General features: G+C 41.3%; 10 protein-coding genes. All 10 read left to right on the top strand.

Translation table 11 applies throughout. The features are described from left to right. The first annotated feature begins 76 nt into the window (after positions 1-76). The 10 genes from C2869_RS00455 (at position 77) to C2869_RS00410 (ending at position 18640) form a co-directional block, all read left to right on the top strand. Positions 77-1858, top strand: a complete 1782-nt coding sequence (locus C2869_RS00455) for an Ig-like domain-containing protein (RefSeq protein WP_108601081.1) — start codon at positions 77-79, stop codon at positions 1856-1858. Positions 1859-2197: 339 nt separating this feature from the next. Then, positions 2198-3076, top strand: a complete 879-nt coding sequence (locus C2869_RS00450) for a hypothetical protein (RefSeq protein WP_108601080.1) — start codon at positions 2198-2200, stop codon at positions 3074-3076. Positions 3077-3197: 121 nt separating this feature from the next. Then, positions 3198-4304 (top strand): family 16 glycosylhydrolase, encoded by a 1107-nt coding sequence (locus tag C2869_RS00445; RefSeq protein ID WP_108601079.1) that lies wholly within the window; start codon positions 3198-3200, stop codon positions 4302-4304. 139 nt (positions 4305-4443) lie between these two features. After that, the gene (locus tag C2869_RS00440) at positions 4444-5442 is read left to right on the top strand and encodes a sensor domain-containing diguanylate cyclase (RefSeq protein WP_159083955.1); all 999 of its coding nucleotides are present in this window, start codon (positions 4444-4446) and stop codon (positions 5440-5442) included. A 326-nt stretch (positions 5443-5768) separates the two neighbouring features. Next, a complete protein-coding gene (locus C2869_RS00435; protein WP_108601077.1) occupies positions 5769-9572 on the top strand; it encodes a hypothetical protein in 3804 nt (1267 codons plus the stop codon). A gap of 306 nt (positions 9573-9878) precedes the next feature. After that, positions 9879-10613, top strand: a complete 735-nt coding sequence (locus tag C2869_RS00430) for a hypothetical protein (RefSeq protein WP_108601076.1) — start codon at positions 9879-9881, stop codon at positions 10611-10613. Positions 10614-10769: 156 nt separating this feature from the next. Beyond that, positions 10770-12605: an arylsulfatase gene (locus tag C2869_RS00425; protein WP_108601075.1), complete on the top strand. Its 1836-nt coding sequence runs from the start codon at positions 10770-10772 to the stop codon at positions 12603-12605. 531 nt (positions 12606-13136) lie between these two features. Continuing rightward, a complete protein-coding gene (gene rimO / locus C2869_RS00420) occupies positions 13137-14558 on the top strand; it encodes a 30S ribosomal protein S12 methylthiotransferase RimO (RefSeq protein ID WP_108601074.1) in 1422 nt (473 codons plus the stop codon). Between the two features lie 377 nt (positions 14559-14935). Further along, the gene (locus C2869_RS00415) at positions 14936-15985 is read left to right on the top strand and encodes a polyamine ABC transporter substrate-binding protein (RefSeq protein WP_108601073.1); all 1050 of its coding nucleotides are present in this window, start codon (positions 14936-14938) and stop codon (positions 15983-15985) included. Between the two features lie 3 nt (positions 15986-15988). Continuing rightward, a complete protein-coding gene (locus tag C2869_RS00410; RefSeq protein WP_108601072.1) occupies positions 15989-18640 on the top strand; it encodes a hybrid sensor histidine kinase/response regulator in 2652 nt (883 codons plus the stop codon). Positions 18641-18644 lie beyond the last annotated feature (4 nt).

The raw sequence follows: 18644 nt of genomic DNA, 5'->3' as shown, positions 1-18644 counted from the left end.
AACGTTTAAAATCAATGATTAAGTGATTGGTGTATATACCACCAATCACAGCTAGAAAAAGTTTTGGAGAAGTAAGATGAACAAACACTTACTAAAAAATACATTATATATTGCCATTGCAGCTGCAATTGCCGGTTGTGGTAGTAAAGATGAAGGTTACAACTCAAATTTCAGTAGCGCTCATAAAGTTGAATTACCATCAGAGCCAATAGTAACTTCATTTACTGAAGAAACAGGTCCACAAACAATTGACCTTTTACAAGGCGCTACAATTAACGGGGAAGATGCTAGAACCTCTGGTGACTTAATTTACGTAGTTGACACCACCTTCGGTGAAACAACACCAAGATATAGAACACGTCAACCTAACACTAATTCAACCGCTGCTCACGCAATATCCCCTTTTACGGTTAAAGATAATAGCCTAGTTATTGATACTGATTTGTTTTCAGAGTTTTTAAGTACTTGTGATAATACTGACGTATGGGGAAATACCGACGCCGATGGCAATAACGTTGCTGACGGCATTTTAGACAACCCACCTAGTGTTACTTATTCAATGACCTATACTGTGGATAATGGTTTTGAAGACACTCCAGGCGCAAGTAAACCCAGCCGCACAGTAAACTTTACAATGAATGCCATTGTAGACCAAGTTGAAACCGTAACAGCAGAACCTGTTAAAGTATTACTAAATGGTAAAAAGCAACTACTTGCCACTGTTTTACCTCAAAAGGCATGTGACAAGAGTTTAACATACACAATAGCCGATACTAGCATAGCGACTGTAGATGATAATGGCATGATTTCAGGCCTTAAAGAAGGCAAAACGACAGTAACAGTAACGAGCGCTTCTAACTCGTTAGCCACAATTACAGTTGACCTAGAAGTCTTTGCTGGTTTTACCGTTAAAATAACAAACGGCGACGTTGACAATACCGGATTTGAAACTGGCATGCGTCAAACGCCTGCTTGTATCCATGCAGCAGTCGAAGTTACACCTACCGCAGCAGCAGGTGAAACATTAGCGAATGATTACACCTATAATTGGACTTCTGGCGACGCGACTACATTTCCAGTAACTGCCATTAACTATGGTCAAATGGGGCTAGGTATGTTTGTCACGGGGGATGCAACCCACGTTGGCACAACAATAGAAGCCTCAGTTAACCTTGCATCTGGAACGACATCCACTGCTCTTAGTGATATTGAGTCGGACAGCGTAACACTAGAAATTGTAAAAAATTCAGCTTGTGAACCCGGCTCCAATGATGACGGTTGGTTGACCGACTTTAAACTAGACGGCAATGTAGGACCCGCTTGGTCAGGTGCATCAGTAGTGACAGGTGATAAAGCCCTATCTGGCAGTGCAATTGAAATTAAGGGTGGTGCCAATATCGTTTCTTCTGAAGCCGGCGGGCATGTTGGTAAATTAGTTGTTCAGTCACCGTGGAATAAACCTCGTAACTGGTTTACCCAAAATACTGGTACGCCAGGAAATGCCACAGGTCGTAAGTTTACTTTCGGTGTTTGGGCTAAATTAAATACAACGTTCACTGATACAACAGAGATTAAATTATCTACTGTGCAGCTTAAATGGAACACATATGCAGCTGGAGGCCCAGGCTTCCACAAACGCTTACCAACTGGTGGTATTCAAACAGCAACATTAAAAAATACTAACGAATGGCAATATGTAGAATTTATTGATGAGCAGAGTAATACGCCTGTTTGGAGTGTACCCGATGCATGGGGTAACGTCGGTCAAGGAGACACTTTCTTTGGCTTTAAGTTAGAAGGACTGCCTGAAGCTGATTCAATCGTTTTAGATGAATTAGCCATTATTGAAGTGATGTAATCCATCAATAGCAGCCACCCTGCCCTAGGGTGGCTTTTTCAAACACACAAATCCAATAAATACTTTCTATAAAGACTAATGGTTTTGGCCATTGGTAGGCTTAAGTGCGCGTCAAGGCAGATAAGCGGACAATTAGGTAAACAATAAAGTGGAAAAGGTATACATGGAATCACTGGCAATGCTGGTAATTCTGAACGAATGAATAGCAAGGCGATTTCGATAAAAGCTAACCAATCTTAACGGCTCGAAATCACTCTTACTGTACTGAAAAAAGTACTGAAAAAAGTACAGAAAAAGAGTACTGAAAAAACAGTGCTGAACAATTTCGGAGACAAACTAATGAAACGCTTATTTAACAACTTACTTCTCGCCACTGGCTTAATGACACTTTCTACTACCGTGTTTGCACAAACCGTCATCACTTTTCGCGCTCACACCCTAAATTATGACGTTAAAAGCGAATACCCCTATCAAGCACTAGAACTTGCACTACGAAAAACCCAGGCTACACATGGCAGTTATAAACTGAGTTTAACCAATGACGCTATCCCTATTACACGGGTTGAAGCCGAAACCAATAGTGATAAATATGAGAATTTCTTTTTTGAAGATTCGGTTAAAAGCGAAAAATTAAATAAATTTGGTTATGTCAATTTCCCTGTTAGTTTGGGCGTTGTTGGTTATCGCGTACCTTTTGTCTCACAAGATTTAAAAAACACTAACTACCAAATTAATACATTAGACGATCTAAAACAGTATTCCATGATTATGGGACGCGGTTGGCTAGATGGCGATATTTTAAAAGACAATGGTTTTACCGTGCATACCGGTAAAAATGTACTGGGACTGTATCATATGGTCGCCAATGAACGTGGTGATTTTTTCCCAGTCGGTGCACATCAAGTTCCCAGTATCAAAAAGAATTTAGACGCTGTTGATCATTTAGCGGTTGATGACAATATTGCGGTTTACTATCCATTACCGCGCTTCTTTTTCAGCAATAAACAAAACACGGCAGAGCTCGCTAGAGTCGAACAAGGTTTAAAATTAGCCTTTGAAGATGGCAGCTTACAAGTCCTATGGAACCAGCATTATTTACAGAAGCTAAAAGAAGTCAATTTAAGCAACCGCAAAATATTCAAGCTAGAAAATAAATACCTTGCTGGCCTAGACCCTAGCTACAAGCAATATATTTATGACCCCAGTAGCGCTCTATAAATAGGCCATTCTCAAACAAACATATTCAACAAGCCCAGTGAACGCTAATTAACCACTGGGCTTTAAATCTAAGCATCACTTTCAAAACAATATATTTTAAAACTGACAAGCCAACTACATAATGAAATACAGCAAAAGCTTACTAAACTTAGCGCTTACTGCCCTACTCATTGGTTGCGGTGGCGGCTCATCTGAACCTAGCCAAAATAGCAATCAACCAACATCAGGCAACGAGCAACCCAAAGACTCAGAAACGCCGGAAACGCCGGAAACGCCAAATAATGGTCCCAGCATAGAAACACCGCAAGCCAATGAAGATCGTTTCCCGACTCGCGAAAATCTAAACAAAAGCGAGTGGTTGTTTGTTGAAGAGTTATCTGACGAATTTAACGATGCCACAATCGCTTTGACCAAATGGGATAACGATTTAAATGATTGGGGGCCTTGGTCATGGGAGCCCGATAATACATCCATCGACGCTGAAGGGCATTTACACCTCACTATTAGTTATGAAGAGCATACCGCTGATCGCACCATCACCCTAGATGGTAATCGACAAACCTTAAGTAACGATATGTTCTATAAATCAGGCATTATTCGCTCAAAACAAACAATAACTTATGGCTACTTTGAAGCAAGAATAAAAGGCAATCCGACCTTTCCTGGTGCGAGCCCAGCATTTTGGCTGTACAGCAACGCCAATGACAGAAATGCTGCAGGCATGTTTCCGACAGAAGCCGAACAACCATACTACTCAGAAATTGATATTGTTGAATTACAGCAACGCGAGTGGAGTGATATTACAGGCACCGCCAAATGGGATGATGAAAAAGTCATGGATATGAATCTACATGCCGTGGTGCGTGGCCCAAACGGAGAGCAGATACAAGTTCGCCCTCATAATAGCTTCTCGGATTTAGCACAAAATAAGTTGCTAGTCGACTTTGACCCCCGTGAAGATTTTCATATCTATGCTGCCGAAGTCACCCCAGAAACCATCACATGGTTTTTAGACGGCAAACAGGTTTTTCAAAAAACCAATAAGTATTGGCATTTACCTATGCGCGTCACTTTGTCTTTGGGTTTACGCTCACCACATGTAACCTACGACTGCACAGGTGAATATGCTGGCCTACCAAGGTGCCCAGTCCGCGCTGAAAAAACCGGCGAAGGCTACCCAAATGATATGGAAGTTGATTGGGTACGCGTTTATCACAAGGTGGAATAAATCAAACATCACCTAGTCATCAATCAAGGCAATAGCATGACTATTGCCTTTTAAGCTGTAATGTATCAGCAATGTAGAGCTGGTAATCAAGCAAAAACCACATATAATTTAATAAAGATAAACAACCTAGGTGGAAGTCTTGACGAGATCGTCTCAAGATCATATCACTCTTCCCATTGCTTTTATTAAGCAACTCAATGAAGCGGCTGATTTACAGCAAACGCTTACCTGTGTAGCAAGCTGGTGCTACCGCATACTTAATGTCCCTAGAGTCAGTATCACTTTATACGAGCAGTCATTACACGCCCTTAATGTATTTACCTTAGCCGGAAACCAAGCCATACAATTGGGTTGTCATTTGCCCATAGACACAACTTTTGTTGGAAAAGTATTCAAACAACAACACGCAGAATTCACATCTACAATTAATCAGGAACACTACCAAGATTGCAAATTGCTGGCACAAAAAGGCTTAACCGCTTGTTACGATGTTCCTTTAGCTAAAGAACATTTTTGTTACGGTACTATCAATTTAGGTTTTGAACAAAAAGAGCAGTTTACTAAATTAGACACCAATATCATTCATACATTTGCCGAGCTTGTTTCCAGCTACATTTACATGCACTACAAATATCAACAAGAATATGATTTAGCTCGTACAGACTCTTTAACTAAACTCGCCAATCGAAGGGCATTATTTGAAGACACCAGTTTATTATATAAAAACAATAAGTTAGCGCATTCTCACTATTATTTACTATTAATTGATATCGATTTTTTTAAATCAATCAATGATAAATTCGGTCATGATTTTGGTGATGAAGTTTTGCGACACTTTGCTACTCGATTAACCGAGCTATTTTCAGGTAAAAATGCCCACTGTTATCGTTTAGGTGGTGAAGAATTTGTGGTTTGTTTTTATGAAGAAAATGAAGATAAGCAACACGTAAATACATTAGCTAACGCATTAATCAACTGCCAGCTTCAAATAGAAGGCACGCAATTACACATCACTAGCAGTATTGGCATTACTGAGATCAACAGCAAAGATACCAGCTTGTCGCTTGCTTTATCTCGTGCCGATCAAGCACTGTATCAAGCTAAAAATCAAGGTCGCCAGACTATTGTTACAATCTAGGGCGTGTTGACGTTTCGCGTTCATTATTACACGAAAGATCAACATACCCTAACCATCTCCCCATTTGAAAATCTCAAAAACCTATAAATCTGCTTGATCTAAATTAACAATTGATTTACATTGTTTACCGGATGTAAAGATCATATGTTTAAATACATAACACAACACAGGCATATCTTGGCAAAACAATAATAAATAGCCACGTAACAAAGTAAAAAATAATCAAAAACGCTTTACATCTTTTGTCGCTAATAGCGACGAAACGGCCACCTAGCACCCGACATTAAGTCAGGAAAAACACAGCAAAAATCAAAGGCACTTACAATATGAAGACTAGAGCACTAGCGTCATTAATGGCACTGGTAGGTGGTTACGCGTGCGCATTACCGGAACAACCTGCGATAGATCGTGATGTTCATATGACGGAAAATCGCCAATACCTAAATCCAACCATTCCAACCTTAGTTACCAGCGCTGATGGCCGAGTCGGTATTTCTCATCGTATCGAACTGGTCAATGGCGGCGGCAATATCGCGTTTCGTTTACAAGTTCCAGAGAAAATCGAACAACCCTTTTTAGAGTCCCCTGCAGGTACATTTATCCTTAGCTACCCAAATGCGTTAGCACCGGATGAAGCAGGCTTAAACCCAACGGGTACTAATCAGGAAGTAGGCGGCAGCAATAGCTCGCATGCAGGCTTGTGCGATCCGTCATCAGCACCAGATTCAACTATTCGTAACCCACGCGCTTGTGGCGCAGATGATTGTTATGACTTAGTCATAGTGCGCGCCGAAGATGTTGGTAACCCAAGTTGGCAATTAACAGGTACGCCAGTTGAAGTTCGTGTTGCTAACCCCAAAACACCAGAAGCCCGAATCGTAGATGTAACAGCGGGTGACGTTGTACGTGGTTCAACGTTCGGCTTTTTACAATTTTTTGAGCCTGTTATAACCAGTGATGGGCGATTGATGACAGCACGTGTCGGTGCTAATGGCCAGTTCTCTTGGAACGATAATAGTGGTGCCCGCCGTACCTCGACATCAGACATGGTTTACTTTGTCAATGACAATCCAGACAACCCAACGTTAAACAATGAATCACTAGGCGCTTGTGATGTAAGGCAATGGGATCAAATTCGGCCAATGGCTCATGCACCGTATGACGATACAATAAACACACGTTACGGTTTTGCCATGCAGCCTTTCCGTGATCCTAACGGTGAAGTTTTGCATGAATATCAGTCGATGGGCACCTACCCTTGGATTGACCGAGACGGCGATAATATTACCTTTACCAACATAGGCACCGATTTAATCGGTAATCGAGATTATCAAAGTCGCTGCCCACAAGATGTTGGCAACTGCGCTAATGAAAGCACAAGTGAAACGAATGGCTTGCTGCAAGGTCGAGTCATGATGGGACTGTGGACACGCGGAAAAATGGTGTTGCTCGATAATATGGTCAACAACATAGATTTCGGTTTGGCCAGCTTAGACCGAACCCACCGTGAAGTGCGTTTATACGAAGCTAATGGCAGTTACGACGGATACACCCGTGTCGGTAATGGCCGTGAAAACGTGCACGACAATATGCCACTAAGCAGTTCAGGTAACAGTACTTTCTTTGATTCAAACGAGCATAGGTTTAACTACCTTGAAAACATGCGCCCTATTACTCCGGCAGATGTCACTTGGTTAGCAAGCTCAGGCCGCAGTACCGATGAAATCCCATTAGATGACTACATGAACCCCAATAGCTTCATCAATGCCAATATGGTTCAAGTTGTGACTTTCCGTAAAAACAACAATGGCAGTTGGAATTGGCAGGATGAACGTCGTATTACCCAAAATGGCAGAGTGCAAAATGCGGCAACCGCAACAAACGATAGCTGGGTTATTCCTACCCATGGCGCTATTTTAGGCGATGGCCGAGTCGAACCGATTGCGAAAGGTGGTATTCATGGTAAAGGTTATTGGTTAGACGGCGCTGGTTCAGGGTTGTCTTTTGATATACCAGCTCAGCCTAGCGATATTTTAGACAGTCCTTGGTATTACGGTATTTTTGTCGATACGCGCAATGTCACCGGTGAACGTAGTTTAATTAGCTTCCCTGATGGCAGTGAAATTCGCATTAACGGGACTAACCAGATCCGATACTACAATGCAGTTGGCACTTTAGTCCGCACGATTACTTCTTCACAAACATTCAGCGAAGGAGCATGGGCGCATTTAGGTGTGCAGATGTCTAATCGCAACCGCACTATACAAACTTATGTTAACGGTTATCGTATTGATGAATTTAATCACAACTCTGCACTATTTCAGGTAACACCTGGCGCTTTAGTTGTTGGCGTAAGCCAAACCAATGGCGTAAGTGATTACACAGGCTGGATAGATGATTTTAAAGTCTTTGCTGAAACGGTTAACGTTGAAGTTGCTTGTAACCATGCAGGTGGCACATTAGCTGGTGTAACGAATAACGCACCATCTCAATGGACAAATCTTGCCAATAATTTACCAACAGCTTCACATACTCGAATCACTAATGAATTAGCCGAAAATGGTGAATTAACATACAATCAATATGCTTGTTACCACGACTACAGCGACGATTATGCTGCGCATTTAGCTAATATCCCTTCTGGTATGGTTGGAATTCGCGACGCGATTAACTTCCCTGAAGGCCCCATATTCCGTGACCGCCCTCGCCCAGATTCAAGCCAAAACGCTTTTTGTTTATCTTGTCACACGGCTGACGGCAATGATGGTATGAGCATCGCAGCCTTAACTTTAAATGCCAGTGTTAATGCGCCAGATGATCATAGGCGTCAACCTATGCAACCGGATCCCTTAGTGTATGGTCATATTCCAGCTAATTGGTTAGGCCAAGGTAGACCAGCTAATGCCTTTATTGCAGATGCACATGGCTACCAAATTGATAACTTAGTGTTAGGCTTATCTGACGGATCAGAGCCTCCGATTGAAGATCCGCAAACACCAGTAGAGCCTCCTGTAGACGAACCACAAGAGCCAGAAGATCCACAAACACCAGTAGAGCCACCAGTTGAAGATCCACAAGAACCAAGCGATCCGGATACAACACCAGAGGATCCATCTACACCGAGCGATGAACCACAAGTTCCAGCAGGACAAACATTAAATTTAGCCACTGCTGATACTTATACCGCCGCTAGCGATAATTGGGATGCTAACCGTTTAATCAACATCCATGATGATGATTGGGTCGTCGAAGCCCGAGCAACATCACAAGGCACAACTGACTTAGTTTGGGTTGAATATCAATTTCCACGCGTGAACAACTTAAGTTTTGCGGTACGTGAAGATAATGCGCCAAGCTTCCAAATTTCTCGTTGGAAGGTACAAAGCTGGCATGCCAATAACTCGATCTGGGTTGATGTTATGGATTGGCAAACGGCTACAGTGAATGGGTGGACTGATTTTACGCCTAACGCAAATATTGAAGTTGAGCGCATTCGTGTTTTATTTGAGGCACCAAATGGCCAAAATGTCGGTATGCGAGAGTTCGATGCGACAGGGATCACCGTAGGTTCAACTAGCAATCCGGGTAGCGAACCCACAGAACAAGAACCTTCAGACCCAGCACCAAGCGAACCAGAACAACCTGCACCGGCTGAACCTGAACCTGAGCCATCTGAGCCACAAACGCCAGCAGGGGAAACCATTGAACTAGCGACCGCAGTTACGTTTTCATCAGCTAGTGCAAACTGGCAATCCGATCGCTTAGCCAATGTTTTTGATGATGATTTAGTGGTTGAAGCGCGAGCCAACTCACAAGGTGTGTATTCAGAAAATGAGTCTGATTTAGTTTGGGTTGAGTTTACCTTTGTAGCAGTCAACAACTTAACCTTCTCATTACGTGAAGATAACGCGCCTAGCTACCAAACGTCTCGCTGGAAAGTACAACGCTGGGATCAAACATCTAGCGATTGGATAGATGTTATGGATTGGCAAAACGCCAATGTTAACGGCTGGACACACTTCACCCCAAGCGCTGCTATATCAACTAATCGCATTCGTGTTTTGGCTGAAGCGCCAAACGGTCAGCAAGTTGGTATACGTGAGTTTGACGCCACTGGAACGGCGATATAACCATTTTTAAGGGCATTTGCCCTTACCTTATCCACTTGTGAAAGTGGTATTTCCAGCCCCGCTGAGCGCTGTGGCCATATCTCAGTTGGGGCTTTTTTGGATTTCCTTTTCGTCCAATTTATTGTCTAGCCGCTTTTTCGCATGGTCTAACTCTGTACTTAGTTTATTATTTATGTAATATTTATTTAAACGTATCATGTTTAATTTGTTAACACATGAATAGACTAAACGTAGTAAATGGATGCTGCCACGTTAATTCTCTGTCGTCTTGTGTTGATAAAATCACAAAGAACAAGGCAGCCAACAATGAAAAATTTCCAACGATTTTCTATATACCTAACCCTAATGTTTAGCGCGTTTGCTTTTGTAGCCAAAGCAGAAGAGGTCGATAACATCATCACGATTAACACAGCAGCTAAAATTGGTTTCGAGCAGCTTCCCAAAGTCAAAGTTGACATTAAAGTTAAAAAAACACGTGAACTATATGTTGCATTGCAAGATAAACAGACATGGCGCAACATAAAAACCACTCGAAAGCGGATTAAAAAATCTGGCAATTATCACTTTGATTTTAATATAGATAACTTAAAACCTGGCAACTACCGTTTAAACGCCTATATCACACCAAGAGGCAAAGATTGGAATTCTCGAATTGGCGAACAAAAAGGGGTAGATTTTATTGTTGTTGACCAAGCGCAGTTTGTTGAAAAAATACAAATGGCAACAGAAGATAAAATCAAAGGGATCAGTTATCCCAAAACGATTGCTGATGACGCCGAATACAAACTAGACATTCAATTCGATATCACTGAACCACGAGACCTAATCATTAAACTACTCAATAAAAATGGCTGGAAAGAAGCGGGCGTTCTCAGTTTTCCTGTTAAAGAGCCGGGTAATATCTCGTTACCAATCGATAAAATGGTGACTAATTTTCCTGCTGGCGATTATGCATGGATGACTTACTTGTCGGAGACTGGCAGTAAACAACCGTTGAGCAACAAGCGGGGAGCGCATTTTTCACTAACTAACGTCCATTAGCAATCGACAACAATCAGCTAACCAAAAGAAGTATAGATAGTGCACAAACGACCTATACTTCTACCTCGTTTACTTTCATTTACAAAAATTTAATTGTAAGAATAAACTTAAAAACTTATATTTGAATTAACACGAAATTGAAAACAATTTACAATAATGAAAAAACAACTACTGTGTTTAATTGCCACCTGCTTTACATTGCTTGGCTCACTTACCTGTTTTGCTGCTTTAGCAAAAGCAAATAAACCCAATGTCATTGTTATTATTTCAGATGATCAAGGCTATGGTGACTTTTCATTACACGGTAATCCCATCTTAAAAACGCCTAACCTAGATAAATTAGCTAATGATGGCGTGCGTTTAACTGACTTTCATGTCGACCCAACCTGCTCACCGACCCGCGCGGCGTTAATGACAGGTAAATACGCAACCAAAGTCGGGGTTTGGTTAACCTTTGCCGGTCGCAACCATGTATACAAAGACGAAATAACCATGGCGGATGTGTTTAAGTATAACGGCTATAACACAGGCATTTTTGGTAAATGGCATTTAGGCGATAACTACCCGTTTCGACCACAAGATCGCGGCTTTGACAAATCCTTTATTCACGCAGGCGGCGTAGCTGGTGAAATCCCTGACTTTTGGCAAAATGATTATTTTGACGACACTTATTTCGACAATGGTAAACCGGTAAAAACTCAAGGGTATTCGACCGACATTTGGTTTGAGCAAACCAAAAAGTTTATTAAACAAAACCAAGATGAACCTTTCTTTATATACTTAGCGACCAATACTCCACACGGCCCATTTAACGTAGACCCAAAGTTCAGCGAACCCTATAAAAAACAAGGTGTGCCGGAAACCCGCGCGCGATTTTACGGCATGATTGAAACGGTCGATAACAATGTAGGGCAGTTGCGAGCGTTTCTTGAAAAAGAACAGCTAGCCGACAATACCTTAATTTTATACCTAACTGACAATGGCACCACTGCGGGAGCAGATGGCAACAACCACAAAGTACCCAAAGCTGGCTTTAACGCCGGTATGCGCGGTAAAAAAACATCGCCATTTGAAGGTGGCCACCGTGCTGCTAGCTTTTGGTATTGGCCAAATGGCGGTTTAACTGGCGGTAAGCAATATCAAAACCTATCAGCCCATTTTGATGTGTTACCCACCTTTATCGATATGTTTAATTTGGCGCTACCGACAAAAACTGATTTCGATGGTATGAGTTTGCAATCCGTGCTCAATGGCCAAAAGCCATTAGCACAACAAAACAGAACTTTGGTCGTACATAATCAAGCTCGATTTGGTCTGCCGATTGGTGACGGCGCACCGGTTAAATACCGTGATTACGTAGTAATGCACAATCGTTGGCGTTTAGTTGGTAAGCAGCTATTTAACTTAGATGCCGATCCAGCCCAACAAAACAACGTTGCGAATGACAATCCAAAATTAGCCAAAACACTGGCTGACTACTATGAAAATTGGTGGCAACAAGCAACGGCTAATCAAAGGTTAGCGCCAACGGTTGTTAATCCTGCAAAACAACCTGAGCTACTATTAACCGCTCAAGCATGGAAAGGCGATAAAGCAACCTATGATCAATCTCATGTCATTGCGGGAGTTGCAAATCGAGGTTTTTGGTATATCGACGTTGAACAGGCTGGTGAATATAAAGTCGAGTTTAGTCGTTGGCCTAAAGAATCTGGCTTGGGTTTTAATCAAGGCTATCAACGAGCGTTAGATAACCCAGGGTTAGATCCAAATTTCAAGCTTTATAATTTACCGCCTCGTCAACTCAAGGTTAAATCAGTCAGCTTAAAACTTGACGATAAAATTAAAGCGAAAGCCAGTGTTTGGCATGATAAACAGCAAACAACAGAATTTACGATTTACCTTACAAAAGGACTTCACACAATAGAAGGCGTATTGCAGGAAACGAATGGACAAAAACTAAGCGCTTATTACATGTACCTTTCGCCACTTTAAACTTCTATAGTCTTCTCGCTCAGGTCTTATGGTTCATTGTCAGCGCTTACTCTCGACTTTGGCTCCTGCGTCGTCCTAATACCTAAATCCCTTTAGGCAGCCCCAATCACATAGTAGAGCATATGCTCATGGGGACTCGAAGCTTGCCTGTATGGATGCAGGTACCAAAAGTAGGCGCTTTAAGCGAGGGGCGAGAGCAGGACGCGGTAGCTTTGACGGCTTTGCTTACATGGATGTAAGTACTTAGGTTTCGTCTGGAACTAGAAACCTGCCCCTAAAACCTGATCGTTTTGACTATACTTAAAATTGGCCGTTTACGCTTTTGTAAAACGCCTAGCAAAGCAAGTGACAGCACAGTCACTTGCTCCTACCTCTTACAGACTCTGGTAAATGTACGTATACAACGAGTTACCTAAGACGCAATTCATTGATTAACAAAGTGCCTTTTAAGGTGAAGCGCACCACCTTTTACTGTACAATCCGCGCTCCAAAATCACGCTATTTGATTTGAAGCTTGCGGAGGCTTGATAAATGACTGTTGAACAATTCGACCCTAAACAAACAACAACCATGGATACACCGAAAAAGGTGTTAGCCGATCAAGCTGAAAAAGCGCAATCTAGCAGCGACGCAATAGAAAATACCTCAGGTCGAATTGGCTTTGTTAGCCTTGGCTGCCCTAAAAATACGGTAGATTCAGAGCGTATTTTAACTCAGTTGCGTGCAGACGGTTATGAAGTCACGCCAAGCTACAACGATGCGGATATGGTGATCGTTAACACTTGTGGTTTTATCGACAGTGCCGTGCAAGAGTCGCTAGACACAATAGGCGAAGCATTAGCGGAAAATGGTAAAGTGTTAGTGACAGGTTGTTTGGGCGCTAAAGAAGATCAAATTCGCGAAATCCACCCAAGTGTGCTCGGGATCACTGGGCCTCACGCCTATGAAAATGTCATGGAGCAAGTACACCATCACGTACCTAAGCCACCTAAAAACGAGTTTACCAGCTTAATCCCAGATACTGGTGTTAAACTCACTCCACGTCATTTTGCTTATTTAAAAATATCTGAAGGCTGTAACCACAGATGTACTTTTTGCATCATACCCTCGTTTAGAGGCGATTTAGTCAGCCGCCCTATCGGCGAAATTTTAGATGAGGCCAAACGTTTAAAGGCCGCGGGCGTAAATGAACTGTTAATTATTTCGCAAGATACCAGCGCCTATGGTGTCGACGTAAAATACCGCACCGGATTTTGGGATGGTCAGCCGGTAAAAACGAGTATGCAAGGGCTATGCGAAGCGTTATCCGCGCTGGGGATTTGGGTACGTTTACACTATGTATATCCTTATCCGCATGTTGATAAAATCATTCCTCTAATGGCTCAAGGTAAAATTCTGCCTTATTTGGATATTCCGTTCCAACATGCTAGCCCAGCCGTACTTAAACGTATGAAACGCCCAGCCGCAGCAGAACGCGTGCTTGATAGAATTAAAAAGTGGCGCGAAATCTGCCCTGAATTGGTGATCCGTTCAACTTTCATTGTCGGCTTTCCAGGCGAAACAGAACAAGACTTTCAACTGTTATTAGATTGGTTACAAGAAGCCCAATTAGATCGTGTCGGTTGCTTTAAATACTCACCTGTAGAAGGGGCAACAGCCAACGAGTTGGACGATCAAATATCAGAAGAAGTCAAAGAGGAACGCTTTCAACGCTTTATGCTGTTACAACAGCAGATTAGCCAAGCCAAACTAGCCGAAAAAATCGGCTGGGAAATGCAAGTACTTGTAGATGAAGTCGACGAAGAAGGTGCCATTGCTCGTACTTATGCTGATGCGCCAGAGATAGATGGTGTTGTTTACCTCAACGGCGTCACCGATGTAAAAGTGGGTGATTTCGTCGACGTACGTATTACGCATTCAGATGAATATGATTTATGGGCTGAATTAGTCTAGGGCATTTGAGCAAAAAGAGCGACCATTTACCGATTTGTTGGTTCGCTCTTGCTTATCCTTTTCAGCGTATCCAGCCGCGCCTCTCCTTTCAAGCATGACACAGTTCCTGCGAGTTAGCGTACTTGCTGCTAGCTATAACTGCCTGCTTAAGCATAACGCAACTTTTAATAAATAGGGTAAATTTGCCTCCTATTAAATAAATGAGATATTGCCAATGAATTAACATTTATTTTTTGTGGATGGACTTTTCAAGCCGCTAAACGTTATCATATTGTTTTAATTTTGTTTTTCCCGATACCTGCTTGTTTACTTTTCTCCATTTATTAACTAATTTTTGTAAAACGAAGTCTAAATATTTAGTTGTAAGGATAGCAAAAATGATCCGCTCAGGGATTGCGCTCCTTTGCTTATTGCTCTTACCTTCCAGTTATGCTGCGAATAGCCTAGTTGTATTAAATTGGCCTGACTATTTACCAAAACAGGTCATTGATGATTTCCAAAAGGAGTACAACGTCGATGTTTCTATGGTTTATTACGAATCTGACGAAATTAAAGATTATTTACTTAGTGCGAATGACGGCCAAAATTACGATGTAGTGATATCCAGTCTATTTCGTACCCAAAATTATCGTAACCGAGCGTGGCTGCAAAAGATTGACCAATCCAAGATCCCAAATTTACAGCATATAGAAGAGCGATGGTTAGCGCATTATCACACAACCGATCAAACCTGTGTTCCTTATTTATGGGGGACACTAGGCATTTTATACAATACGCAAAGCGTTAATACTGACATCACCTCTTGGCAGCAGTTTTATTCCCCTCACTTGCAAACCAAGCAAAAAATTAAGTTACTAAGTGATTCACGAGACGTACTAGCAACCGCGTTAATTGCGCTGGGTTACAGTGTCAATATTCAAGATATTAAACAGGTTAGACAAGCAGGCCGGCTTTTGTACAACAGAATGAATAATGTCGCTAGTTTTGGTGCGTTAGAGCTGAATAAAAACTCTGAACTAATTCAAAATAAAATCAGTATGGCAATGGCTTATAACGGCGACGGACTGTATTTATCGGAACTTGACCCTAGACTCAAATATGTCGTACCCAATGAAGGCACTCCGTTGTGGTTAGACTGTTTAACTATAATGCAAAAATCAAACAACAAACTAAGCGCTTATCAGTTTGTCAATTATTTGCATGAACCTAAAGTTGCAGCAAGTATTTCTGAAGCGTTATTTTATGCCACGCCAAATAAGTCGGCCAAGCAGTTTTTGTCTGCTGATATACTCAATAATAAGCAAGTTTATTTAAGTGAATCTGTGTTGGAAAAATCGGAGTTTTATCAACAATTGCCAGCACAAATGCAGCGTGAGTATCAAACTATATTCAGTCAATTAAGTTTTATTTTGGACAAAGAACAATAACACATGAAGTTGCGAAATAAGGTATTTCTGTTTGTCTTAAGCGCTGTCATTATCCCATTATCTGTACTGGGTTTTTATGCGTATATGCAATCTAAAACTTACGCTCAAAAACAAGCAAAGCAATATCAATTACATGAATTGTCACAAAGAGGCATGGCGATACAAAATGCCTTTAACAATCATTTATCGGCCCTATCGTTACTGGCAGAGTCAGAAATTGTTGATCAATATGTCAAAATTAGTCGACCGGAAGAGCGCTATTCTCTGGCCTTAAACCCACTATTACGCGCCTTTGCTAATGTATCTAAAGCTTACAATGACTTTTATGAGATCCGGTTAGTCAAACAGTCAGGCGAAGAAGATGCGCGATTTAGCCCCATATTTTTGCCCAATTTAACCGATAAAGAAAATAACAGATATTGGTTTAAGCACATGCAAAGTATTGAAGGTGACCAAGCGTTAATATTCGATACTAATCAAGACAATAACACTTTAGCGCTTTATGCAATCCAAAAAATATACCGGACTTTACCCTCAGGTATCACCTTAAAAAACAAAGTTTGGGGGTATTTAGTCATTACTATCTCGCCCAATTTGTTGAGCCAAGTCATGGCTGAAAGTGAAGAAAATGCTGGGGTAAGTTTTATTATTGAATCGAGCCAACGAGCTTTTTATAGCGATAATGCAATGCTTAGTACTAAAACCCTGCCTCATTATTTATCAACACGTCTAATAGAAGCCGCGCAGCAACAAAGTTTATTTACACTTAATTACAACAACCAAGATATGGCCTTTGGTGCAACACAACTATCAACAGGCCATTATTTAGTGGTTGGTGTGTCGCTCGCCAAATTATATGAAAACACGCTGCAATTAGCCTTGGTTTCCGCGGGTATCACACTTTTTATGATATTGTTAGTCGCGTTGGTCACTTATCGTACACTATCCAACTCACTACTAGCGCCAATTGAAAAGCTTATCCGCGCATCACAAAAAATATCACAAGGCAAACTTGGTGTACGCATTCGCCACAAAAGAGCGGATGAAATAGGCTTGGTTTTCAACTCGTTTAATGAAATGTCCAATTCGCTAAATCAGTCACGAAAAACATTAGACGAATATCAATCTCATTTGGAAGAAATGGTATCCAGCCGTACAATTGCCTTGCAAAACACCAATGATGAATTAAAAAAATCACGCCAAGAAGCTGAGCAAGCAAACGAGTTAAAAAGTCGCTTTCTCGCCAACATGAGCCATGAAATCCGCACCCCATTAACGGCTATTTTAGGGTTTACTGAGCATGCGTTAGGTAAAGGAATTCAGGATCCCGAAATTCAACTGTTATTACAACGGGTCGCTAAAAACAGCCATCATTTACTTGCGCTAATTAACGATATTTTAGATTTGGCAAAAATTGAATCGGGTAAGTTAGAATTAGAAGAAATTGAAATATCACTGTTTGATTTATTGTCAGACATAGAAACCTATTGCCTCAATAAAACGCACGACAAAAATATTAGTTTTGCCATTAACTATCACTTCCCCGTGCCAGAACGATTTACAACCGACCCGACTCGCTTAAGGCAAATTTTGTTAAATATTTGCTCTAATGCAATTAAGTTTACTAAACAAGGTCAAGTAACAATCGATATTCACTATGACTCAGCGACCAACGATCTGCTAATTAAAATTAGAGACACAGGAATTGGCATGAGCGGTGAAGAAATCTCTCGCTTGTTTAATCCGTTTGTGCAAGCCGACTTATCAACCACTCGTAATTATGGCGGAACTGGGTTAGGGCTAGCCATTACCAAACACTTAGCAGATATGCTTGGATGTAAGCTTGAAGTTTCCAGTGTAAAACACCAAGGCACCCAATTTTGTATTCGTCTAAATAATCTCATTAACGTTGGACAACTTGTAGATGAAAAACCTTTTAATGAAAAAGCGCAGGACAATTCAAACGACATCGATTTTAATGCCAGCAATAAACGTGTGCTGCTAGCTGAAGATAACCCAGATAATCAAACCTTAGTGCGGTTATTATTTGAGCCGTTAGCCGTTGATTTACAGGTTGTTGAAAATGGTTTACTGGCCGTTGAGCATGCTATCGCTGACGACTTCGATTTAATACTCATGGATATGCAAATGCCCTTAATGGGAGGAATGGAAGCCATCGGCATGCTAAAACAGACCGGAATTGATACGCCAATAATAGCCTTAACCGCCAACTGTATGGCATCAGAAATTGAAGAATATACCCAAATTGGCTGTGTTGAAACATTAGCTAAGCCTATAGATAACCACTTATTTTACAAGCTGATGAAAAAATACCTTGTAACGCAAAATGGTTTGAATAAACTTGACGATAAGAGCAATGCTTATCAAAATACCGAACAATATCGGCAATTAGTCGCAAGCTTTAAATTAAATTTACCGAACACGGTAAAATTAATGATTGCGGCAGCACAGCAAAATACCTTGGATAAAGTTAAAGCGGAAGCACATAAATTAAAAGGTATCGCTTCTAGCATGGGCTACCCAGATATAACTTTACTCGCCGCAGATATTGAAAAATATGCCAAGGCAAACGATACTGATAATATTAACAAGCGACTTGATAAATTAGCAAGTCTTGTTGAAAACATGGAATAAGGAA

Origin of the sequence: Saccharobesus litoralis (assembly GCF_003063625.1) — a bacterium.
Lineage (GTDB): Bacteria > Pseudomonadota > Gammaproteobacteria > Enterobacterales > Alteromonadaceae > Saccharobesus > Saccharobesus litoralis.
The sequence above is the reverse complement of the archived record's forward strand: the minus strand, read 5'-3'. Positions and strand labels throughout refer to the sequence as shown.